Source organism: Mucilaginibacter sp., assembly GCF_036568825.1.
GTDB lineage: Bacteria > Bacteroidota > Bacteroidia > Sphingobacteriales > Sphingobacteriaceae > Mucilaginibacter.
In genome coordinates this window covers 41,552-64,705 of the sequence record NZ_DATCRU010000059.1, presented here as the reverse complement: position 1 = coordinate 64,705, position 23,154 = coordinate 41,552, and the positions used below count along the sequence as shown (strand labels likewise).

At 42.4% G+C, this 23,154-nt stretch carries 26 protein-coding genes; 7 read left to right on the top strand and 19 right to left on the bottom strand.

Annotation, left to right across the window (positions count from 1 at the left end):
• The first annotated feature begins 1 nt into the window (after position 1).
• Complete coding sequence (locus tag VIM89_RS12185; RefSeq protein WP_488156432.1) at positions 2–658, top strand: ATPase; 657 nt, start codon at positions 2–4, stop codon at positions 656–658.
• A gap of 295 nt (positions 659–953) precedes the next feature.
• Here VIM89_RS12185 and VIM89_RS12180 read toward each other — a convergent pair whose 3' ends face one another.
• The 16 genes from VIM89_RS12180 to VIM89_RS12105 all read right to left on the bottom strand — a co-directional run bounded on the left by VIM89_RS12180 (position 954) and on the right by VIM89_RS12105 (position 14,947).
• Positions 954–1,400 carry an acyl-CoA thioesterase gene (locus VIM89_RS12180; protein WP_488156431.1) on the bottom strand — a complete coding sequence of 149 codons (447 nt, stop codon included), beginning with the start codon at positions 1,398–1,400 and terminating at the stop codon, positions 954–956.
• A gap of 12 nt (positions 1,401–1,412) precedes the next feature.
• Positions 1,413–1,652, bottom strand: a complete 240-nt coding sequence (locus tag VIM89_RS12175) for a hypothetical protein (protein ID WP_488156430.1) — start codon at positions 1,650–1,652, stop codon at positions 1,413–1,415.
• Positions 1,649–2,563, bottom strand: coding sequence for an NAD(P)/FAD-dependent oxidoreductase (locus tag VIM89_RS12170; protein WP_488156429.1), 915 nt, complete (start codon positions 2,561–2,563; stop codon positions 1,649–1,651). Before VIM89_RS12170 ends, VIM89_RS12175 begins: the two co-directional genes overlap by 4 nt.
• 67 nt (positions 2,564–2,630) lie before the next feature.
• Complete coding sequence (locus VIM89_RS12165) at positions 2,631–3,521, bottom strand: alpha/beta hydrolase (RefSeq protein WP_488156428.1); 891 nt, start codon at positions 3,519–3,521, stop codon at positions 2,631–2,633.
• Positions 3,522–3,526: 5 nt separating this feature from the next.
• Positions 3,527–3,994 (bottom strand): DinB family protein, encoded by a 468-nt coding sequence (locus tag VIM89_RS12160; protein WP_488156427.1) that lies wholly within the window; start codon positions 3,992–3,994, stop codon positions 3,527–3,529.
• A 5-nt stretch (positions 3,995–3,999) separates the two neighbouring features.
• Positions 4,000–7,068: an efflux RND transporter permease subunit gene (locus tag VIM89_RS12155; RefSeq protein WP_488156426.1), complete on the bottom strand. Its 3,069-nt coding sequence runs from the start codon at positions 7,066–7,068 to the stop codon at positions 4,000–4,002.
• 4 nt (positions 7,069–7,072) lie between these two features.
• Positions 7,073–8,125, bottom strand: coding sequence for an efflux RND transporter periplasmic adaptor subunit (locus VIM89_RS12150; protein WP_488156425.1), 1,053 nt, complete (start codon positions 8,123–8,125; stop codon positions 7,073–7,075).
• A gap of 10 nt (positions 8,126–8,135) precedes the next feature.
• Positions 8,136–9,497 carry a TolC family protein gene (locus tag VIM89_RS12145; protein WP_488156424.1) on the bottom strand — a complete coding sequence of 454 codons (1,362 nt, stop codon included), beginning with the start codon at positions 9,495–9,497 and terminating at the stop codon, positions 8,136–8,138.
• Between the two features lie 56 nt (positions 9,498–9,553).
• Entirely contained in the window at positions 9,554–10,165 is a 612-nt protein-coding gene (locus VIM89_RS12140) for a TetR/AcrR family transcriptional regulator (protein ID WP_488156423.1), read from the bottom strand.
• 72 nt (positions 10,166–10,237) lie between these two features.
• Entirely contained in the window at positions 10,238–10,999 is a 762-nt protein-coding gene (locus tag VIM89_RS12135; protein WP_488156422.1) for an SDR family NAD(P)-dependent oxidoreductase, read from the bottom strand.
• A gap of 187 nt (positions 11,000–11,186) precedes the next feature.
• A complete protein-coding gene (locus VIM89_RS12130) occupies positions 11,187–11,840 on the bottom strand; it encodes a hypothetical protein (protein ID WP_488156421.1) in 654 nt (217 codons plus the stop codon).
• 33 nt (positions 11,841–11,873) lie between these two features.
• A complete protein-coding gene (locus tag VIM89_RS12125; RefSeq protein ID WP_488156420.1) occupies positions 11,874–12,815 on the bottom strand; it encodes a relaxase/mobilization nuclease domain-containing protein in 942 nt (313 codons plus the stop codon).
• Entirely contained in the window at positions 12,796–13,188 is a 393-nt protein-coding gene (locus VIM89_RS12120) for a plasmid mobilization protein (RefSeq protein ID WP_488156419.1), read from the bottom strand. The genes VIM89_RS12125 and VIM89_RS12120 overlap by 20 nt, the downstream gene beginning before the upstream one ends.
• A gap of 189 nt (positions 13,189–13,377) precedes the next feature.
• Entirely contained in the window at positions 13,378–13,653 is a 276-nt protein-coding gene (locus VIM89_RS12115) for a hypothetical protein (RefSeq protein WP_488156418.1), read from the bottom strand.
• Positions 13,654–13,686: 33 nt separating this feature from the next.
• Positions 13,687–13,899 carry a helix-turn-helix domain-containing protein gene (locus tag VIM89_RS12110; protein ID WP_488156417.1) on the bottom strand — a complete coding sequence of 71 codons (213 nt, stop codon included), beginning with the start codon at positions 13,897–13,899 and terminating at the stop codon, positions 13,687–13,689.
• Between the two features lie 547 nt (positions 13,900–14,446).
• Positions 14,447–14,947: a Crp/Fnr family transcriptional regulator gene (locus VIM89_RS12105; protein WP_488156416.1), complete on the bottom strand. Its 501-nt coding sequence runs from the start codon at positions 14,945–14,947 to the stop codon at positions 14,447–14,449.
• A gap of 313 nt (positions 14,948–15,260) precedes the next feature.
• Here VIM89_RS12105 and VIM89_RS12100 point away from each other — a divergent pair, with 313 nt between their 5' ends.
• Together VIM89_RS12100 and VIM89_RS12095 are read left to right on the top strand one after the other, a co-directional pair.
• Positions 15,261–16,556, top strand: a complete 1,296-nt coding sequence (locus VIM89_RS12100) for an NAD(P)/FAD-dependent oxidoreductase (protein WP_488156415.1) — start codon at positions 15,261–15,263, stop codon at positions 16,554–16,556.
• Between the two features lie 290 nt (positions 16,557–16,846).
• Positions 16,847–18,550 (top strand): phospholipase D-like domain-containing protein, encoded by a 1,704-nt coding sequence (locus VIM89_RS12095; protein WP_488156414.1) that lies wholly within the window; start codon positions 16,847–16,849, stop codon positions 18,548–18,550.
• A gap of 185 nt (positions 18,551–18,735) precedes the next feature.
• On the opposite strand, the gene VIM89_RS12090 is transcribed toward VIM89_RS12095, so the two are convergent.
• Positions 18,736–19,365 (bottom strand): RNA polymerase sigma factor, encoded by a 630-nt coding sequence (locus tag VIM89_RS12090; protein WP_488156413.1) that lies wholly within the window; start codon positions 19,363–19,365, stop codon positions 18,736–18,738.
• Positions 19,366–19,484: 119 nt separating this feature from the next.
• Here VIM89_RS12090 and VIM89_RS12085 point away from each other — a divergent pair, with 119 nt between their 5' ends.
• From VIM89_RS12085 to VIM89_RS12070, 4 genes are all read left to right on the top strand, one after another.
• Positions 19,485–19,865, top strand: coding sequence for a hypothetical protein (locus tag VIM89_RS12085; RefSeq protein ID WP_488156412.1), 381 nt, complete (start codon positions 19,485–19,487; stop codon positions 19,863–19,865).
• 196 nt (positions 19,866–20,061) lie between these two features.
• Entirely contained in the window at positions 20,062–20,517 is a 456-nt protein-coding gene (locus VIM89_RS12080; protein WP_488156411.1) for an SRPBCC family protein, read from the top strand.
• A complete protein-coding gene (locus VIM89_RS12075; RefSeq protein ID WP_488156410.1) occupies positions 20,498–20,821 on the top strand; it encodes an ArsR/SmtB family transcription factor in 324 nt (107 codons plus the stop codon). Before VIM89_RS12080 ends, VIM89_RS12075 begins: the two co-directional genes overlap by 20 nt.
• The gene (locus VIM89_RS12070) at positions 20,821–21,279 is read left to right on the top strand and encodes an SRPBCC family protein (RefSeq protein ID WP_488156409.1); all 459 of its coding nucleotides are present in this window, start codon (positions 20,821–20,823) and stop codon (positions 21,277–21,279) included. The genes VIM89_RS12075 and VIM89_RS12070 overlap by 1 nt, the downstream gene beginning before the upstream one ends.
• Before the next feature lie 67 nt (positions 21,280–21,346).
• Here VIM89_RS12070 and VIM89_RS12065 read toward each other — a convergent pair whose 3' ends face one another.
• Together VIM89_RS12065 and VIM89_RS12060 are read right to left on the bottom strand one after the other, a co-directional pair.
• Positions 21,347–22,576 (bottom strand): pyridoxal phosphate-dependent aminotransferase, encoded by a 1,230-nt coding sequence (locus VIM89_RS12065; RefSeq protein WP_488156408.1) that lies wholly within the window; start codon positions 22,574–22,576, stop codon positions 21,347–21,349.
• A 138-nt stretch (positions 22,577–22,714) separates the two neighbouring features.
• Positions 22,715–23,119, bottom strand: coding sequence for a DUF1573 domain-containing protein (locus tag VIM89_RS12060; RefSeq protein ID WP_488156407.1), 405 nt, complete (start codon positions 23,117–23,119; stop codon positions 22,715–22,717).
• Positions 23,120–23,154 lie beyond the last annotated feature (35 nt).

Genomic DNA, 23,154 nt, shown 5'->3' with positions numbered 1-23,154 from the left:
TATGATCTTGGAGAACCCGCAATTACTCATCATCGCGGGGCCGAACGGAGCAGGTAAATCTACATTCTCAAAAGATTTATCCGCTGCCGGTGCTTTTATCTTCGATGCTGATAAAGAAATTTTAAGGATTGAAGCACAATTTCCCGGCCTGCCAATCGATAGCGTGTCTTATGCAGTCCAGCAATATTTCCTGGACTGCGTAGATGATGCCTTGAAAAACAGAACTTATTTTACTATTGAAACCAATTTTCGGGATGGCGAACTGATGAATACCGTAAGCCGCTTTAAGGATAATGGCTACGTCGTAAGCATGGTTTACATCGGCTTAAGCGACATAAAACAATCAATGGATCGTGTAACCGCACGGGTACAAGGTGGTGGTCATTTTGTGGATACAGGCAGCATCCGCTATAATTATGAGGAAGGGCTAAAAAACCTTATCCATTTTGCTGACCGGTTCGATAATATTGAAATTATCGACGCATCGGGGAATTTATACGAACCGCATTCCTTGCTAAGTGTTCAAAACAAGCAACTTGTTTTTGTCAGCCCCAATGCGCCGCGATGGGCAGTGCCAGCTTTATCGAAAATAGCGGGATATTTTGGTTCACTTGATCGCGATGAAGATATGGGGTTTCGTCGAGGCCCGAGACGATAGACTTCAACAATGTCTTTACCGTTAGACGAAAAGAACGACCGCGCCTTAATCATCATGTAAGCAACCAAAAGCGCTTAGCCGGATAAAATGTCAAGGGCCCCGATTCCATCATCGGGGCTCGTTACACCCTTGACGTTTTATTCCGGCGTGGGCTACCTTTGCGGTTATGGTGATTGAGGGACAGCCATAAAACGGCAGGATGCTGTTTTTTTCATTGCGAGGCTAACGGCGTAAGTATGAAGCCGTTTGCCGCAGCAATTGGACTTTGTCGAATCGTTTTTTATTTTAGCTATAGTTACTGATTCCCTTTCTCCGGTGTTTCTTGTTCCTGCATAATCAATCTGTAAGTATTCGCGGCAGCTTCAGGTACAGGTTTAGCTCGTCTTCTCCTTTTGGTATCAAACCACACAATCTCAACCGTTAGTTGAGCTTTCTTTTTCTTAAACTCATCTACAAACTCATGCACGAGCACCCATTTGGAGCCGTCGTCATTAACTTCTTTAATCTTAAGATGAATATAAACGACATCGGTATATTTAATTTCTCTGAAAAATACACACTCTTCGCGCACTAAAACGGGCGCAAAATGCTGCTCTTCCATAACTTTTAAAGTCAGTCCATATTGACTTAACATTTCGATGCGGTGTTGTGACGCTAAATCATAATAGCCACTATGTTTAAGGTGAAAGTTTGGGTCGAGGTCAGACCAGCGTAAATTGACTTTGAAAGGAGTTGCGAACATAATTTCAGTATTTTATGATAAATGATTTGTAAAAAAACGGGTAATGTTTTTTACGGCATTATCGACCTGCGCCGGTTGATCATAATAATCAAAATGATATCCATCGGCCCAAACGAGTTCCTTCTTTCCTTGTAGTAGAGAATAGAATTTTCTAGCTTGGTCAGGAAAGGCGCATCCATCTGAATGAACGCCCATAACCGGAATCTTTATTAAATGCCAAGCCGCAATGTTATATGCAGCATTTATTGTCATTTTAAAAATTCCTCCTCTGTCATTGCGTTATTTAAGAATACTCCTGTATTATTCCCCGTCGATACAGCATATGATACAGAACGAACAGGATTCGTACTGTCGCCACAAGCGAATACATTATCCACCGTTGTTTTCTGAAATCCATCTACTTTGATAAGTCCCTGTTCCGTCAATTCACAACCCAATAATTCGGGGATTTTACAGTGTTGTTCAAAAGGAGGTCTTGAATAGATAGCTTTTAATTGAAAAGTTGAATTGTCTGAAAAAATTATTTCTTCAACTACTCCGTTTTTGTGTTTCAGTGAGGTAATTTCCTTTTCAACTATTGCAATGTTGTGTCTTTTGATTTCGTCGGTTTGCTCTGGCGTCAATTCCGATTTTCCATTGGTAAATATGGTTAAATCTTTTGTCCAGTTGCTAATGAGTCGAGCCAAATGAAATGCACCATATCCATTTGCCAAAATCCCTGTTTTTTGATTCTTTACTTCATATCCGTGGCAATAAGGACAGTGAATTACTGTAATCCCCCAGCATTCAGCAAATCCCTTAATCTTTAGCATTGTGTCTTTTAAGCCTGTCGCAAAAACGAGTTTTTTAGCTGAAAATAATTTTCCTGACTGAGTTGAAATCTCAAAGCCTTTAGCGGTTTTCGTTCCATTAACGGCAAGGTCAGTTAAGAACTCTACTGTGTCATATTTCAATACTTGTTTTTTTGCTTTTTCCGCAATAACGCCTGGTTTTTCTCCGTCTTGCGTAATGAAGTTATGTGAATGAGGTGTTTGCCGGTTACAAGGCAAACCGCTGTCAATGATTAAAACATGTCTTAATGCCCGCCCCAAAGACATTGCTGCCGAAAGTCCTGCATAGCTTCCGCCAACTATGATCACGTCAAAATTTTTGTTATCTGTCATTTTGTTAAAATTTAAAAATGTTGTTAATAGAAAAAGTATTAGACATTAAACTTATCGAAGTGAACAACTATAGATGAGCGTTGAAAAAGCGAGTGACGTTTTCAACAGCATTATTCACTTGCTTCGGCTGGTCGTAATAATCAAAATGCTTTCCATCAGCCCATACCAGTTCTTTCTCTCCTCGTAATAATGAATAGAATTTTTTAGCCTGGGCAGGGAATGCACATCCATCTGAATGTACAACCATTGTTGGAACTTTAATCGCTGATGCTTTGCTGATGGGATCAAAGTCCAGAAAAGTTTCCCAGGACATCATGGCAAGCTCGTTTTTCCATTGAGGAACACCGCCACGGGTTTTGTTCAGGTAATAATCATAGAAACCCTCAGTAGGGTTGAAATTAGCGGCAGATTTGTCCGTCTCACTATAGGCTGTCACGATCGTTTCTTCGCCGGTTTTTTCAAATTTGCTTTTAGCTACGGCTGCAGCTTCACGCCTGCTGGCTATTTTCTCCTTGCCGAACAAACGCTCCAGCAAAGATGGATCAGGTAAATAACCTGCAACAGTGGCCATTGCTTTGATACGAGGGTCGGACGACGCTAAATACGCAGCATTTCCGGCAGAGGTACATACGCCTACCATGCCCACAGATTTTACGTAATTGAGACTTGTCAGATAAGAAACTGCTGCCTCTAAATCTTTTAACTTGTCATCAGGTGCTTCCAATTGGCGGGGTTTCCCTTCACTTTCACCATAGTGGCTATAGTCAAAGGCGAGGACCACAAAGCCTTCATTTGCAAATTTTTGAGCATACGTTTCTGGCATTTGTTCTTTAACCGAAGTGAGTGAACCTTCAACGATAATAGCCTTGTATTGGCCTTTTTCATCAAAATTCCCGGGAGTAAACAGGTTACCTACTAAAGTTAGCCCGTCACGTTGAAATGTTATTTTATGTTTCATGATTTTTAATCTTTTACTTCTTTAACAATCTCCATCAGCTGCGCAATCCTGCGGTAATGCATGTCCTCGTGAAAAATCAGGAATCGCATCACATCAACACTGATTACTTTCAGGCCGGAACCACTGGCTGAGGCAGTTTCATATCCAGGTTTGTCCATTCCGGTACATATCTTATAAAATTGAGCTGTTTGCTGCAGAGAATGCCTGATGAGTAAAATGTCTTCTTCGCTTACAATCTCATCAGGTACCGAGCCTTTTTCAAAGCGAGATTTTATGAATTCGTGCCGGGGGCGCTGATAAGGCGAATTTTCATAAAGCAGGTCTTCACTGACGACCAGAATATGGCCCATATTCCAAATAATATTGTTGTTAAAGCCCGGCGGAATAATATTGTATTGATCCATAGTAAGATCTTTCGTCCGTTCCAGTAACAACCTTCTTCCTGCTTCTAATTTATCGAGGTATTGTATCATAATGATTATATTTTTTCATTTTCCTCGCCGACTTCTAAACTTGGCGGAATCAATTTATACATTACAGGGGTTACTATTCGCGACAGTATAGTTGAACTGATCAGCCCGCCTATTAATACAATCGCTAACGGCGCTATCAGCGGATTGGGGTTCAAGGCAATCGGAAGTAAGCCGCAAATTGCAGTGATGGATGTCAATACCACCGGCAGGAAGCGTGTCTCTCCCGCGATCGCAATTGCTTCATCAATGCTACGGCCCTCTGCACGTAGTTGATTGGTAAAATCAACCAACAATAACGAGTTTTTAACCTGTATGCCTGACAGACCTATAAAACCAATTATGGACACCATTGACATTGGGTTACCTGTTATGAGTAACAGTACCACACCACCAAGTATGCCTAATGGTATGATCGACAGCACGATAATAATCCCTTTAAATGTTTTGAACTGCAGCAACAGCACACCGACAAAAAGAAACGTGCTCAGGATGATCACCGACAGAAAGTTACCGCCTAATGCATCGCCTTCCGATTCCGCTTCTCCCGACAACTTGTAATAATAGCCTGGCGGCATTTTTATTTTATTCAGTTCGGGAACAACCTCTTTCAGGATATCATTGGCCAGAATATGCTCTTTGGTTAAGGAAGTAACTTTTACAAAGCGCGATTTATTGAAATGGTTGATCGCCGTGGGCGATGTTTCAAACGAGATAGTGGCAATCTGGTTAACCAGTACCGGCGTGCCCTGTATGTTATTTACGTACAGGTTTTTCAGGGCATCAAGGTTGGAGAACTTGTTTCTTGGAAGTGTGATGACAACGTTGCGCGAATCACCTCTGTCGTCAATATAATCACCGACGGTTAGTCCTGCTACTGCCATCCTGATTACTTTATCCACATCGCTCGTAAGAACCCCCAGGGTGCGCGCTTTCTCTTTATCGATTTTTATTTTGACATCTGATTTATAGATGTTCAGCTCGTTATTGACATAAAAAGTGCCCGGATTTTTCCTCAGGATCTCTTCCACTTTAAATGAGAGCGCCCGTAAAGTGTCCTGATCCTCGCCAAAAACCCTCACCACAATATTCGCTTCAATGGGTGTTCCCTGTTCAAAATCTTTTACTTCGATCCGCGCATAAGGAAAGTCTTTAAATTTCTGCCTGAGTTGTTTAATCAGGTCTGTTTTCGTTTTTGGACTGGCCTCTTCGTCCAGCTGAACAAATACCTGGGCGAAATCAGGCTTTACATCCTGCTGGTGTACATTGTAATATATCTGTGGATTGCCTTTGCCCACGTTGGCCGTGTAATAAACGATCTCTTTATGCTTCTTTAGTTCACCTTCCACCAGTTTGGTCACACGGTCACTTTCCGGAATGTCGGCCTGCAACGGCATTTTGATATTGATCAGAAACATCGGCTTTTCGGAAGTTGGGAAAAGCTTAAAGCCTGTCTTTGTGAATAAGAAAAATGCAAATGCACTTAACACCAATGATATCCCGATGGTGGCTTTAGGCCATTTTAAGGCAAGTGGCATTACCCGGGCATAAGACCTGGTCAGGAAACGTTGCAGGTGCTTTAAAAAGAAGTTGCCCTCGCCATGTGTATGGGTTTTGAGCATCCGGCTGCCCAGGAAAGGAACAAGTGTTAATGCCACGATCATAGAAGCCAATACACTGGTCATCACGGCCATCGGCAGGCAGCGGATAAATTCACCGGCCATATCCGGCAAAAAGGCAAGCGGCAGGAAGGCGATAACCAATGTAGCCGTACAGCCTACAACCGCTATCCCGATCTGTTGCGTACCTTTCAGAATAGCGTCCTTTCGCGAATGCCCCTCGCGGAGCCACCGCTCAATGTTCTCTACCACCACGATACTGTCATCCACCAGCAGACCCAGGGCCACCACAAGCCCGACAATACTTAGCTGATTTAAGGAATACCCCAACAAATTCATAGCGATAAGCCCCAATGCCAGCGAAAGCGGGATGGAAATCATCACAATCAGAGACGCTCTGAATCCCAAAGGCAATAAAGTGATGATCACTAAAACAATGGCCAATCCGAAATCAAATCCCAGGTGGCCCAAACGTTCGGATACCATGTTGGCCTGATCGAAGTTTTTGACCATTTTGATATTAGCAGGTAAACTTTTGTTAAACTCCGCCAACACAGGCAAAAATTCTCCCTGTACGCTGGTGATATTCACATTGGCTTTCATGCCGGCGGCAACCAGCACACAACGGTGCCCATTCAAACGGGTAATATGATCGATCGTTCCGTCTTTGTAGCTTACGTCCGCCACATCCTTTAAGTAGATGATCTTCCCGTTTGCGTTGTAAATAACGGTATTGGCGACATCTTCAACGGTTCTTAACTTGCCGCTGGTCTTTACGTTGAAGACTTTGCTCTCCAGGTTAATGCTGCCGCCGGGAATGTCTACTGCTTCGCTCTGTAAACTGCCGATCACCACGTTGAGCGGTATTTTTAGCTGGGCGAGTTTGTCGAGTTGCATATCGATCCGGATTTCCTGCTCCGGCATCCCGAAATATTTAACATCCTTCAGATTGGTGATCTTCTCCAGCCGCGTTTTCAAAATATCCGCTTCATCCCTGAGTAATTTGCCGGAAGCGTTGTCAGAAACCAATGCCACTTGCAGCACCTTTACATCCGTGGAGGAAATCTTTTCTGTTTTGATCAAATAAATATCCTTTGGAAGTTCACTGTTTTTCAAGGCGTTGATTTCCGTGGATATTTCCTGGTATTTGTTGTCTATATCCACGCCATACTTAAATTTCGGCTGGATGACCGCTACCCCGTCCTCTACCGTGGTCAGTATTTTTTCAATGTTTTCCAGTCCATAGATTTTGTTTTCAATCGGTTTTACTACCTGCTCTTCCATATCTTTCGGACTGGTGCCGGGATAGATCACAGTGATCAGGTATTGTGGAGGATGGGTGGTCGGATCTTCCGACCTGGGCATGGTAAACAGCGTCAATACGCCGACTACGGCAACCAATAAAAATATGATAAGCGTGAACTGATAGTTCTTAACCGCAAAATTTGTGATCTTCATGGCCTTACCTGATAATTTTAATGATGGACTGTTCATTGAGGTAGGCGCTATTCGAGATCACGATCTGGCCGATTCCTTCAAGTTTATCTTTAAGGTAAACTTCCTGGTTATTGAATCTCGAAATGGTCACTGGAACTTTTTTGACTCTATTCGTACCTATTGTCGTAAACACAAATCCCTTGTTGCCATCGGCTTCCACCAGAGAACCATAAGGGATGGCCATTACGTTTTCGCCCTGACTGGTCGCTATTTCGGCCTTGCCAAACATGCCTACTGCAGGTTTTACATCGTTTAATTTCAGCTTCAGTTCGACCTGGAAAGAGCCAAGCGCCTGGTCGGCGGCCTGCGATTTGCGGAATACCACTGCATCAAATTGTCTGCCTGTATAACCATCCAGCGTTATCTTTGCCGTTTGGCCGGTTTTTATTATGGCCCATTCACGGTCAGTGACTCCGACTTTCAGGGTGTAACTATTATGTTGTTCGGTTGAGTTAATGAGCAACACCGGCATTCCGGGAGCTATAACCTCTCCTTCATTCGCAATTTTTTTAGTGACAAAACCGTCGGTTGCGGCGTATATCTTTGAATAACGCTCGTTGAACGCAGTGGCCTCCCGGCCTTTGCGGGCGACATCCAGAGCGGTTTTGGTATTCTGTAATTGCTCCAACGTGAAAACGCTGTCTTTATAAAGATTGACGGCACGCGCATAGTCACGCTCCGCCTTCTCGACACCCAAACTGGACTGGGCTAGGCCGGCGGATATTTCGGTGGAATTCAATGTAGCCAACAACTGGCCCTTTTTAAAGAACTGGCCTTCTTCTATGAAGATGCGGCTGATGACACCGCCTATTTTAAATGAGTATTTGGCTTCATCTTCTGTACTTACCAAACCTGTAGCACTGATGTGGCCAGGTATTTCCAACATGGATACAGAGGAAACCTTAACAGGAATGATATCTGGTTCCCCAAGTGCATTTTTGGCCTTTTGCTCATGTTTGCAGGACGCTAACAGAAGCACGGTGGCGACCAAACCGGATAGTAATTGAATTTTTTTCATGATGTTGTGGTTATTGAATAGTGAAACTGGCATTGGCCCGCTCGATGGCTGTATTTGCGATCCAGGTGTCGAACAGGTCAATATTGGCATGCAGTTGGGCGTCGATCAATTGATTCTGGGCATCCAGCAGTTCTATATAAATAGCCATCCCCTCTTTATATAATTTCAGCATATCACTGTAATAAGTCTGGCTGGCTTTTAATTGGAATTGTGCGGCGTTATATTGAGCGATTGCGCTTTGCATATCAGCTTGGCGCACTTTAAGTTCGGTAAGTAATTGCTGTTGCACGTAATCGGTTTGCGAAGCGATAGCCTCGCGGTCTGCAATTGTTTGTTTAATCCGGTAACTGTTTTTACCGGATGAGAACAGGTTCCATTCGAGAGAAATGCCAAATAAATAATATCGGCTTTGTGTATTGAACTTCCAATCAAATGCTTGCGAACCCAGGTCAATAGAGGTACCTACTTTCGGAATAAGATATGATTTGGCAAGGCCATTCAGGTTGCCGTTAATGTCTTTTGCTATCCGCAGTTTGGCTAATTCCTCCCGGCCGCCGATATTAGTACTCAACAGTTGGTCCTGAGCGGGCAAAACGCTGATAGAATCAATTAGTATACTGTCTGTAAGTGGGCGGTTTAGCAAAAAGTTAAAATAATACCGGGCAGACTCTGCTGTTTTCTTTGCCGAAATTAATGAAGCATTGATCCTGGAAACTTCGTTCTCGCTTCGGATAACGGCTGTCCGGTTCACTTTGCTATTTTCATATAGCTTGGTGTTGATCCGCTGCCCTTCTTCAACAAGCCGCAAAGACGATTCGTAGATACTGGTGGCATTGATAGCTTTCAGATAATTGTAGTAAGCCGTCTTGATCTCTTTGACAAGTTCGCGTTTATACAGCAATACCTCAGCTCTTTGCAGGTCGACTTGCTGCTGCTTAATCCTCTTGTTGTAGATGAGCTCCGCATTTAAAATTGGAAGGGTTGTGCGGAATTTTGCGTCATAAAAATTGTCCGGGTTGAGCAGAATGTGCTGATTTTGCAGCTGTGGAAAAGCGTTGCTGGCGGTCAATTTGTTCAGCGTGGAATAAACCCCGTTAAACAGGTCGCCAGTTGGAAAGTCTATCGTACGTCCGCCGTCGGCTTTTGTATAGGTGGTTGAAAAGGTGATGTCGGGCCCGAACATACTTTTTGCTTCCTTGAGCGCATAGATATTTTTTTCGAGCACAAAATCCTGTTGCTTAATGCTCTGGTTAGAGCTGAGCCCCTCGTGGATGTATTCATCCAGCCGGCTCTGGGCTTTGGCTGATGGGGCAGCCATTAGGGCTACCGCCACGAGGATAAAACCATATCCCTTGTGTCTTTTAGATTTCATTTTTTAATCACTGTTATAATTTTAAACATTGTTCAATAAATTGTCAAAAAAAAGGATTAGCTTTTTTCAAGAAGCGCAACAAAGCACTCGTAGCCGCTATGCATCAGTTCCTCGTTCGTTCTGCCTATAAAACTGGTAGTGCGGTCTTTACAGAAGAGGGCACAAATGCCATGCATCGCAGAAAGGATCATAAAAGTTAGATCCTCCGTATCCAGATCTTTGAATCTTCCCGTTTTCTGGCAGTCTTTGATAACAGAAGCCACGCGATCGATCGCTTCCTGTGCAATCTTAAAGCCACCCTCATCGTTAGCTGTTTTTGCCGGTTCTTCCACCAGGAACATCAGGTTATAATAATCCTTGTTTTCCTGTGCAAACTGGATAAAGATGCGGCCCAACGCTTTCAGGCGCTCAAAAGGATCACCCACCTTGTCTAAAACTTTGATCTGATTGAGCAGTAATTGAAACCCTTCCTTATGTAGTTCCTGAAAAATCTCACTTTTATCCTTGAAATAAAAATAAAGCGATCCGGGGCTGTAGTTAATCTCGTTGGCAATACTGCGCATGCTCGCTTGTTCATAGCCTTTTTCAAGGAACACCTTGCGCGCACCATTTAAAATGCGTTTATGCATTTCCTGCTTCTCTTCCAATTTTCTTTCTGCTATGCTCATTTTTTATTAATAATAAGATACAAATATAATAGTGCCGGCCGGGTGGCGAAATTTCGCACCAGGATACAGCCTTTAGTTTTTCATGCCAGGGCTAATTTGTCCCATAATGTTTACTGCTGATTTCCGGCTCAATAATTTGAATCCAAACAGCATGAACCTATTTTTCCAACCCTGTACAACTCTTGGCTTCCGCCTCTTTTCCAGCGCGTTAACCAGCTCCCTGGCGACATCTTCAACGGAAGACATGACAAATTTTGGAAAATCGCTGGTATGTCCGCCTGCGTTTGCATGGAAGTCTGAAGCGGCAGCACCAGGGTTAAAACCCATTACAAAAGCACCTTTTTTCTTAAACTCATACCAGAGTGATTCCGAGAAATTGGCGACAAAGCTTTTGGTAGCCGCATAAACCGAACCGCCCGGGAGAGAAGAATGAGCAAGCATGGAGCCAATATTTACTAAAGAGTCTCCGGTTGATGCATTTTGCAAAAAGCCATAAGACAGGGTTACCAATGCGTCCATGTTTAGATGCATGATTGCCAATTGCTCTGCCAATGGAATCTCGATAAACTTTCCATAAATGCCTGAACCTGCATTATTGATAAGGATATCATACCTTTCAGCTTTCAGGTGCGCCATTACTTTTTGCAGGTCTTCTTTACTTGTAAGGTCGGCCACTAAGATTGAATGACCAGTTCCGTTTAAATTTTTTACTGCTTTATTTAACTTTTCCTCATTACGGGCTACCAGCGTCAGCTGATAACCTTTCGCAGCGAGTTGCCTGGCTGTTTCCAGTCCGATGCCGCCGCTTGCGCCTGTGATTAATACCTTTTTCATGACCTGTTGATTAATATTTTGAACACCACAAAAATATTGAACAGTGTTCAATAAAAACAAGAGCAGTTAGATTTTATTTTTTTATCTGACATCAGGATGATAATTGCGCCTACTTATCCGAAAGATTTCTTACCTAGAAATAATCTTTTTTCTTTTGATTTACGCAATTCTGCCTGCTCATTTTTAGTTAATTACGAACCTTTTGACGGTTATTCTTATTGTGTTTGCCACCTTTAATCTTTCCATTTAGCTTTTGTAGCTTTTCATTTGCCAATCTACTTTTCTCTGCGGCTTGCTCAGCAGCAAAAGCGGCCTCTGACATCGTTTTCTGTTCATCGATATTGGCCTCGGCCTTTTTAATCAAAAAATCCTTGTTGTTGGCATAAGAGGTATCAATGTCTTTTGCAACATCAGGATAAAAACCCCTTAGAATAAGGAATTTATTGGTTTCATCGGCCCTGCGGCTATTCTCGAACAATACGCTTACGGTCATATCAATTAAAATCGCTACCGTAAGGGTAAGCCCGACAATGATTCTGATTACAAATTTTGATCGGGTATCAAATTGTACAGTATTCTTAATGGGTATTTCCTTCGGTATTGCGGCTATTTTTCCGTCGAACTGGTTAAGCTGTTTATCGAATCGGTCAATGTTCTCTTGGTATTGTTGAAAATTCATTTTTGATGTCTCCGCTACGTTTTTTTCGAGTTCAGCTATTTTGGATGGCAGGTTTGGTAAACCTATTTCCTCAACCTTATCTTGCCTTTTTTCAAGTTCAGTAAGTTTCTTAGCCAAACTGTCTACGATTTCGTCCTGTATGTTTTTTTTATTGCTTTCCATAGTGCATTTCTTTTTGTTGGTTAATATTCTTCGCTACCTGCCGATCCCCTGATTTTGATTTTGATCGTGCCCCTTTTTCTTCTTTCTCCTGTATGGTTCATCCGGTTCGGGAGCGATTGTGGGAAAATGGCCAAAGGGGTTCAATATCTGTTGGTGATGGGATTGCTCGTTAGCCGGGCCTTTATTGATTACTGCTCTTAGCTGATCTGCCAATGATGGTTCTTGGGCCTTGATCTGCTTCTGCTTGGCCTGCTGTTTTATCTGTTTGCTTAATTTGCCATAACTTAAGCTACGGTCGATCTCCGATCCTTTGAATTTATATTGGCCTTTGCTGAAACTAATCCCCTGTATTTCTAGCGTGCCGCTTTTGTACTTGTATTGCATACCAATGCCCTGCTTTGTTAGTTCCCGTTTGAGTTCACTCATGCTGAATACTTTTTGACTTACTGCCCTTATCGCATCGTGTAATTCATATTTCTGTTGGTCGCTGCCTTTGAGTTGTTGTCGGTTGACATGCCGCTTATCCTGCGCTATGTGCAAACTATGCTTTAAGGTTAGGTCTTTGCATATCCTTATACTCTTCTGCCATTGGAAATTATCAGCTATGGTTTTGCCGTCATTGTTGACACGATTGTAAATGATATGTAAATGCGGGTGTTGTTTATCCTGATGGCGCACTATTAAAACCTGCGTGTCCTGTATTTTCATACTTTGCAAATACGCCTGGGCGATACTCACCATTTTTTCATCGGTTAATTTGTGCCGGTCGTTCGGGCTCCAACTTAGGGCAATGTGTCCAACTGCCTGACCCAAACCGGGGTTCATTTTACGCTGCACGTTAAAATCGGCGATGGTATGATTGACCTGCCCGGTACGCACTCCGTCGGCATACAGAATGGTAGCATGTTTTTTCAATACATTGTACTGGATACAGCCGCCGAAGCTTTTGCCGGGCTTAGGTATTTTGGCGATCATCCTTGTTAAAATATTTAAGAGCCTGGTCGATCTCTATCAGAACTTCACCGCATTTACGGGCCACACTTAGAAGCCCATCCCGGTGGGCCAACTTGGTTAATTGGTTCAGGTTATTCGCTAAACCTGCAAGCATCCGCATGATCTGCGCGTCCTCCGGCGTGAGTCTCGCGATCACTTTCGCAGTACGTGCCGCTGCTCTTATCCAGTCGCTTAAACGCATTCCCGCGTCTTTGGCTTTGGCGTTTACCATGAACCTATCTGTAGCTGTCATCCGAACTTTAACGTGTGACTCGCGCTTCACTTTTGCTTTTGGCCTGCCGCCTTTGTGTTTCGGCTTGGCTGTTTTTGTCGTCGTTTTTTCTATAGTCTCCATACACTCAAACCATCTTAAATGCCTAATTCCCTTTTTGCGACTACCAGGAGCAAAAAGCAAGTTTGCCCGGTGCCGTAGGCATCCGGGAGTTTTTGGGTACCAAAAACACAAACTTGCTTCTTCTGCGCCCATAGAATGGGCTGCCTTATATATGGATATACAGCTATACTCCCGGTGATCACTCTTTACCTACTTTAAACCATCCGGCCAATACACTAAGCTTCCTTTCTTTGGATGATAAGACGGCTGGTAACGGATATAGCCGTAGCCGTCTAAATCCCGGATGCATTTGTGGTAAGTTGCCTTTGATGCTATGCGGGAATAGTCCATCAAAACACTTCCGCGAAATAGAAAATGGGTTTTGAAAATGGTCTCGCTGCCATGCGACAAAAAGAGCCGCGCATAAACTAATATGGCCAGCGCCCAACCGTTTATCGGACGCCATGCGCCGTATGAGACTGGCAAAACTTGAAGCCTCACAATTAATTTGTGTGGTAATCATTTCAAGCCTCCGTTCATTAGTTTATCGATGTCTTCGGCTTTGTAGTACAGAATACTGCCTACCTTTGTATAGCGCAGGGTGCCGTTGATACGCAGGTTCTGCAAAGTGCCGGGCGAAATATTCAGCATCTTTCTCACCTGGTTACTCTTTAACCATTGCCGTGCTTCGCCGCTGCCGCGCCCGATCAATTGTTTGAGTTCAATTAGCAATTCGCTTTTAAAACTGCTGTAAATCGTCTTTAGTCATTAATTCACCTAATTGCATCATGCCCTCCTTTGTTAATTGGTATTGATATTGTCGTTTCCATATTTATTGGATTTGGAAACAAAGGTGTGGGCAGGGCAAAAGCATTCATTACCATAGGCTAACCTATGGTAACGGCTTTTAAATTGTATGACGACTAAATGAAACTTAAACGATTTGAAATCAGACGCTAAGCTTTATAGGCAAGCTGAAAGCAAACAGGGGAAGTTCGGGTTAGATTGCGCGTTTTTTTACGGGTACCCCACATAAAATATTGAATATAAGACCGATAAGAGGGTGATACGAATCCCTCCGGCTCCACAAACTTCTCATGAAATCCACGAAATATCAAATATTTCGTGGATTTTTGCTTTTTCATATACAGAATGGCCACATTGGCTGTTATACCTTTAATGTTGATTTGCATCACAGATCAAAGACCTTTCCTGGCGCGTATCATGCTCAAAAATTGTGGAGTAAATCCAAGAAATGATGCCAGCATGTACTGAGGGATCATTTGTACAAAATCCGGGAAGGAACTAAGAAATTGTTTATATCTGTCTTCGGCAGATTCACAGAGTATAAGCTCCGTTTTTTTAATGAAGCGGTGTAGGCTCTCTGCATCATCAGTCTGAAATAAACATTTAATTCTGGCACAGTATTAAACAACTCTTCATAATCAGGCCTGAGCAATGTTAAAAATCCCGTATCATGTACGGCCTGGATATTGTATTCAGAGATTTGTTGAGTTTCGAAACTCCGATAATCACTTAACCACCAATTAGGGATAGCAAATTGTAGAATTTGTTCGAATCCACTTTCGGTATTACGGTAAAAACGCAAGCAGCCCGTTAATACAAAATAATAACCGTCACAAACTTGAAACTCTCTGAGCAGAAAATCTTTACGGTTGATTTTTCTGTATTTTAATTTTGAGATCAATAATTTTTCCTTTTCGGGCGCAAGATTCGTAAACCTTCTGATATGCTTAAATAATTCTTCATGTGGATTCATAATAGCTGTAGCCCTATAGTGCTTGAGTCCTGTGATGTAAATTTTTTAATAGATAAATTTAATTATTCACCGGGCGCCTTTCTTCAACTACTTTAACTTTTTATTTCTCCACATTGGCGAACTTTGTTTTATCAAAAATTTAATAATAAATAGTGACCGTTCCATGTCCAGATTCGTGAGGCTAAAAGCAGTATTGTTTCAGAGAGCAATCAGGAGCTTTGCGGTTTTAAAACCGGCGATTAGAACGACAATAAATATCCTGTGATGTTTTTTGCTAAGTATTATATTTCAATTTGTTATAAATTATTCCGTCATGGATCATGTTATAAAAAATAAAAAACACATTGTCGTTGTCGGCGGTGGGTTTGCAGGCTTAAACTTTGTGACCGGACTTTACAAAACCAAAGCCTACCATATTACTTTGGTTGATAAAAATAATTACAATTATTTTACGCCGCTGGTTTACCAGGTGGCCACTGGTTTTTTAGAACCATCAAGTATCAGCTACCCATTCCGTAAGATATTGAAAAATAAGAATGTCTCGTTCAGGCTGGCTTCTTTGCAGCGGATAAACCCGGCTGAAAATACAATTTATCTGAGCGACGGGGGAACTTTGACTTATGATTATCTCGTTATTGCGGCCGGCACCAAAACAAACTTTTTTGGTAACGAAAGTATCCAGACTAATAGTTTTTCATTGAAAGGCATTGATGATGCACTGCATATCAGAAACGAGTTGGTAAAAAAACTTGAAAGCGCCGCTATCGAGGATAACCCGGTTGAACGAAAACGTTTGATGACCATAGTAATTGCTGGTGGCGGACCTACTGGAGTTGAAGTGGCCGGCATGCTTGCCGAAATGAGGAAATTTATTCTGCAAAAGGATTACCCTAACCTGGACGCTAAAGAACAGGATATCTATATCGTAGAAGGTTCCCCATATTTACTGCAGCCCATGAGTGATAAAACACACGAAGCCGCTTATAATGCGCTTAAAAAATTAGGGGTGAACATTATTTTAAATACCCAGGTGAAGCAGTTCAAGGACGGGAAAGTAGAACTTTCGGACGACACTTCCATTGAGTCGCATACCTTAATCTGGTCTGCCGGTGTTACTTCAAATATTTTCGATGGTATAGCGCCAGAACACCTTGGCAGAGGCGGAAGGATACTTACCGATATAAACAATAAGGTTAACGGGTACGAAAATATTTATGCTATAGGCGATTTAAGTGTCCAATTCAATGACCCTGATTATCCAAACGGGCACCCGCAACTTGCACAACCTGCTATTCAACAAGGAAAGCAATTGGCCCGCAATTTCGCCCGCATGGCAAAAGGGCAACCAATGAAACCATTTAGTTATTTTGACAGAGGAGAGATGGCAATAATTGGCCGCCGCACAGCCGTTGCAGACCTGTTTAAACACAAGTTGCATTTAGGTGGATTTCTCGGCCTGTTCAGCTGGTTGTTCATTCATATCGTTTCACTGGTTAATTACAATAATATTATTAAGACCTTATATAATTGGGCTGTGGCCTATTTAACACGCGATCAGGCGCTGAGAATGATCTTTCGTTCTGGAAACCGGGAGAATAAAGTAGAATAGCGTTTGAAAATCTTTATGGCTTTTCTGTCTTTGCAGGACCTCCGCAGGGACCCTGCAAACCACTAAATTAATTTAGAGTTTTTTTCTTGAGTCTGGACGCTCAAAAAATTTGCAGTCAAATGAATATCGCAGAAACTAAAAAATTCCACACTGCTCCGCTAAATTAATCCTAAGGATTTTGCTCTTCCCGAAAAATTAAATATAATATTTAGTTAATATAATCTTGTTTTTACTGTTTAACTTTGGGTTATCTTCCTGATTACCAAACCTGCTACCAAAACCTTCTTATTATGAAACCAAACTTATCTGTTTATGCTAATTCCAACGAAACGCTCATTGCATGGAATTATGCCAACCCTATTGATAATTGTATCGGTTTTGCAATTTATAAGAAATTAAAAGGGGAAACTGATGCAATGGCCCAGCCTCTGAATAACCGCGTAGGCTTTGCTGATGAGACATATACACTCGGACAAGAAAAGCCGAGCACCGAATGGCCTTTCCAGCGTTTGGTATGGAGCGATTATACGGTTAAAGCGGGAGACAAGGTACAATATATGATCGTACCCATTTTGATCAATAACGGTCAGTTGGTTAAGGATGCATCAAACGTATCTGATTGGTCGGACGAAGTGACCGTTGCGACCGGTACAAAATACCAGGCTTATTTTAACAGGGGACTGGTCGCTTCGCAGTTTTTTTCGAGAACCAATACCAATATCAATAGCGCTGTTAGTAAGGCTGCAGCTAAATCGCCCATAAAATCTAAATCGAAAAACCCTTACAGCGATGCTTTTAAAAAGGTAATCGACGGTGGCCCGTCAGAACTACGGGATTTTTTGGGTGGCGACCTTTACCTGGGCCTCACCGGATTGTTAAAAGCGGTGAAAGACAATAAGAATCTTTCGCTCTATGCTGCATTGTATGAACTGAAACTTGATGACTTTACGGATGCCCTGTCTGACCTTGGCAAACAGGTGAATCTTATCCTGGCTAATGGCACCGGAAAAAGCCCCAAGGGTGAAAATGCAGATAAAAAGGACGAAAATATATTAGCCCGAAAGAAGCTCGACGGCAAGATCAACCTTTACGACCGGATGGTGAATACAAAAACGCGTTTCGCTCATAATAAATTTGTGGTTATTTGTGATAACGACCAGCCTGTAAAAGTCCTGACAGGTACGACAAACTGGACGCCGGATGGAGTGTTTGCCCAGGTTAATAATAGCATCCTGATTGATGATGCAGTTCTTGCCGGAGCTTATCTGGAAGAATGGAAAGAGTTAAAAGCGTCAGGAGATGATTCGCCCGACGATCTATATAATCTCAATGAGAGCGCAAAAGTATCGGGGGATAATTTAAGGGCGTGGTGCAATCCATTGAAGGGGTTAAAAGATCTGACTGATATTGAATCTCTTATGGATAAGGCCCAAAACGGGATATTGTTCCTAATGTTCAACCCGGGCCCTAAAAATACGGTATTTAATAAAGTGCTCGATCTTCTGCAAAACCGTCCTGAACTGTTTATCCATGGCGTGATGAACCAGGACCCCGGAAAAGTAAAAGGCTCCAACCCGTTGATCTTTTTTGATCAGAACGGGCAGAAAGGAACTGACTGGGATGTCGCGCTGCCAGACCATATCGATCCGCAGTTCGCATTCTGGTATACCGATCCAAGCGACGGTTTGGTGACTATACACAGCAAAAGTATCGTAATCGATCCTTTTGGAGATAATCCAATTGCTATTACCGGATCAAACAATCTTGGTCCCAAAGCAAGTGGTAAGAACGACGACAATTTTGTGATCGTCAATGACGCTGCTTTGGCTAAAGAATATGCTGTGAATATCATGTCTGTTTATGCTCATTACCGCTGGCGTTACAGTGTCGCCAATAAAAAGACCAATTTTAAAGGGTTGACCAAAGACCCAAAATGGATGCAAGGTTACATGTCGCCATCGATGGAAAAACAAATGAAGTTTTTGCTTCTATGAATCTGTGGCAGTGGCGGAGCTAATAAGTATGAGTAAGAATTAATTAAAATTTCGATACCCCATTTGGTGTCCCACCTGTCTTCCATTTAACAAGATAAAAATATCTTGCCCTGACTGGTGCAGTAAGCACTCTTTGGTTTACATTGTCTATGATAATGTCGGGGGTTAGTGACTTTATTCTGTGATTACCGATCTGCAGCCGTTATGTTCTGCATCACCTTCTCCACTATACGGTCGCATCGAATAAGATTAAATTCATATATGTCGCGTGGGCTCCACAAATGCTGAAGATTATCGCGCAGCATTTCTTTTGCACGGATCAAACGCATTTTCACGTTTGATTCGCCGAGGTCCAGTGCTTCCATCGTTTCATCGGTGCTCATGCCCTGCACTTCGCGCATTACAAACACAACCCGGTACTTTTCGGGCAGACTGGCGACGGCTTTTTCCAAAATACCCTTGAGTTCCTTATTCAATAGCCCGCTTAATGGCGTTTCGTCATGCTTTTCTGTAAATGCTGTTTCCATCACTAATTGCTGTTTTCTCTGTTCCCTTTTTTTGTACAATAAACTCTCGTTGATCAGTATACGAGTAAGCCATGTTCCAAAACCCGACCGCCCCTCAAAATTGCTCAGTTGACGATAGGCATTTATATAAGCGGTTTGCATAATATCTTCAGCCGCGTCGCCATCGCCAACTATCGACAGGCTGATGCGGTATAGCCGCTCGTTATATTTACGCATCAGGACCTCAAACAAAGCGGTTTCGCCATGTAATATTTTGTCTACTATTTCTTCGTCACTTAATGGAACCATACTTTGAACGGAATGTTACTCTATTGGAGTATCGCCGCTTAAAAAGGTCACAAAATGTATAAAAGTATTTTTTGTGACCTTTTTTTATTGGAAAACTCTAATGGGTAAATAGAAAGATCATGGAAACTACAATTAAACAATTACAAACCTTGCTGAAATTCACCTACGGATTGGTACCCATTGTCACGGGTGCCGATAAATTTACCAATATCCTGACCAACTGGCAACAATACCTTAACCCTGGAATTGAACATATGCTGCCGTTTAGTGCGAATACTTTTATGATGATAGTAGGCGTAATAGAAATTGTTGCCGGTATTATTGTATTAGCCAAACCACAAATAGGAGCATGGATAGTAAGTGCATGGCTGGTGCTGATAGCGCTTACCTTAATTTTTAGCGGTCACTACCTTGACGTGGCTGTGCGCGATATTGTGATGGCTATTGGTGCATTTGTGTTAGCTAAGCTGTCTGTGATGAATAATCGGGTTGTTGCTTAGTGTAGGCGTATATAGGATTGTTCTGCATCCCTCTCCACCGGAGAGGGATTTTTTTCTAAAGCGAAGACTCAAAAAGCGTTCCGGGATAAGATCCGGGACGCTTTTTCAATTTCAGGAACCGAAAAAATTATTTTCAAATAAATTTGCGTAACTCGGAAGTTACCTATATATTTGAGTAACTTAAAAGTTACCCATTATGAAAAGAAGCATAAATCACAAAGTATTTTACCCACACCCACCCGAAGTAGTGTGGGATTACCTCACCAAAGCCGAACTGATGGAGCAATGGCTGATGAAGAATAATTTCGAGTTGAAACTGGGCCACGATTTCCAGTTCAACACCGGCCCGGTGCCAAGCCTTGATTTTGACGGCATTGTTTATTGCAAGGTGCTGGAGATAGAACCGCTTAAGAAGTTGACTTACTCGTGGAAATGTGGTCCTGGAAATGGGAAGATTACTATCGACTCCATTGTTTACTGGACGCTTGAGGCAAAGGACAACGGAACAGAGCTTTTGCTGGAAAACAGCGGCTTTAAGGAAGCCAATTTCAACGTCGTGATCTTCAATGCAATGGAGCAGGGATGGTTGGCCAACATGAATAAGATTAACAAGATACTAAACGAAGCAAAAAATGGCAGTACCGGCGCTTGACGTATTCCAGGTAATAGCTGATCCGAGCAGGAGGGAGATGATGAGGATGCTATCTGAAAAAAGTCTGCCTATTAATTCGCTTGCGGAGCATTTTGATATGAGCCGGCCGGCAGTATCAAAGCATGTGAAGATCATGTACAATGCGGGCTTTATTTCGATAGAGGACGTTGGCAGGGAACGCTACTGCACCCTGAAAAAGGATGGTTTCGACGAACTGCAAAAATGGATCAATTACTTCGATAACTTCTGGAAGACAAAACTGAAAGATTTGGGAACATTATTAAACAATAAAATTAAGAAGTAATGAAAACAGCAACATTAACAGAACAAAGCTACTGCAGCAGTATTGTGGTAAATGAAAGCGCTATGGAAGCCTACGACAAGATCAGCCGTGTAAACGAATGGTGGGCCGCCAACTTCAAAGGTAACGCCAAAACTTTAGGCGATGAATTTACTGTAACCTTTGGTGAAACCTATGTCACCTTTAAAATTACCGAAGCTATCCCAGGCAAAAAGGTCACCTGGCTGGTTACCGACAGTTACCTGCCATGGCAGAATGACAAAACAGAGTGGACGGACACCGAAGTGGTATTTGAAATTTCGACAGAAAACAATTCCACTAAAATTGACATGACGCATGTTGGTTTAACCCCTGAGGTGGAATGTTTTGAAAACTGTCAGGCTGGCTGGAACCACTACATCAACAGAAGTCTGACCAAGTTTATGAACGAAGGGCAGGGTGTTTTGCAAAAAGGGCAATAACTATGTGGAACTACAAATAAAAAAAGACCAACCCGATCGGCTGGTCTTTTTATTTATCTTAAGACAATTATTTAGTGCTGACTGCTAATTGCGAACTGTCAACTGTGCGTCCCGGATAGACTTTTAGGGCCTCTTCTAAGCAGATCATTGCTTTTTCAATGTCCTGGCTATTTAGTACATAAGCTAAACGTACTTCGTTTTCTCCAGTGCCTGGTGTACTATAAAAGCCTGTTGCAGGAGCCATCATTACCGTCTGGTTTTCGTGGCTAAATTTTTCCAATATCCACTGGCAGAATTTGTCAGCATTATCAATTGGTAAACGGGCCACCACATAAAATGCACCACCCGGATTAGGGCAGTAAACGCCTTCCATATTGTTCAGGGCATTTACCAAAGTATCGCGGCGATGGGTATATTCTTTATTAACGGCTTCAAAATAGCTGTCAGGCGTATCCACAGCAGCTTCACCGGCAATCTGCTCGACCATACCCGGACTCAAACGTGCCTGTGCAAATTTTAATCCTGTCGACCATACCTCCTTGTTTTTGGTGATCAGGCAGCCTAAACGTGCGCCACAGGCACTGTAACGTTTGCTTACGGTATCCATCACGATCACATTCTGATCCAATCCGCTTAAATGCATTGGTGACAGGAATATGCGGCCGTCATAGCAGAATTCACGATAAGCTTCATCTGAGAATAGGTACAGGTCATATTTCAATGCCAGTTCCTTCAACGCTTCCATCTCTTCTCTTGAATAGAGGTAGCCTGTCGGGTTATTCGGATTGCAAATGATGATCGCTTTGGTTTTTTCGGTGATCAGCTTTTCAAACTCACTGATAGCAGGCAAGGCGAATCCATTATCGATGTAAGATAAAATAGGTTTCACCACAATATCACTCTGGCAGGCAAAACCGTTGTAATTGGCGTAAAATGGTTCGGGGATAATTACCTCGTCGCCTGGATTCAGGCAGGTCATCATCGCAATAGTGATGGCTTCTGACCCGCCGGTGGTAACCAGTATGTTATCCGGTGTGATGTTATAACCCAGGTTGTTATAATATTCTGTAAGTTTTTTGCGGTAGGATAAAGTCCCCTCAGATGCAGTATACGCCCACACCTTAAAGTCGATGTTTTTAATGGCGTTCAGCATCCCCTCAGGCGTCTCTATGTCCGGCTGACCGATATTAAGGTGATAAACTTTCTTACCATCCAGCTTCGCCTTGTCTGCAAAAGGAGTAAGTTTACGTATGGGAGAAGCCGGCATCAGCTGTCCCTTTTCTGATATTTTTGGCATGATGCAAAATTAGTAAAAGATAGTGTAACGAATTCAAATAAATAATTTGATTAAATTTTCGTTAAAGTAAAAAGTGGCTGAAAATAAGAAAGCCTCCTGAATTATCAGAAGGCTTTCGGTTTATGTTTTGTAAAGCTCTTACTTACTACTACTTGGCGGCGCCTTAGCTACTACTTCGCCCACGATATTTAAATACTTGGTAGGGGTTTTAGCGTTTGAGGTAACCACAATGGTTTTATTAAATGGCATTACAGCCTGAGCGTTATAAGTGATCTTAATAACACCTTTTTCGCCGCTTTTTACAGGCGTCTTAGTGTAATCGGCAATGGTACAGCCACATGTAGGTTTAACTTCTGTTAGGATCAATGGCTCTTTGCCGATGTTTGTGAATTCAAAAATAGTTGTAACAGGAATGCCTTGCGGAATTTTGCCGAAGTCGTGTTTTTCCTCGTTAAACTTAAATTCGGCTTTTTCACTATCTTGCGCCGAAGCGGTAAAGGCGAAGCCTATAATAACCGCACAAACTAACAGTAATCGTTTCATATTTTCGTTTTGATTAATACAAATATAAAAGGTTT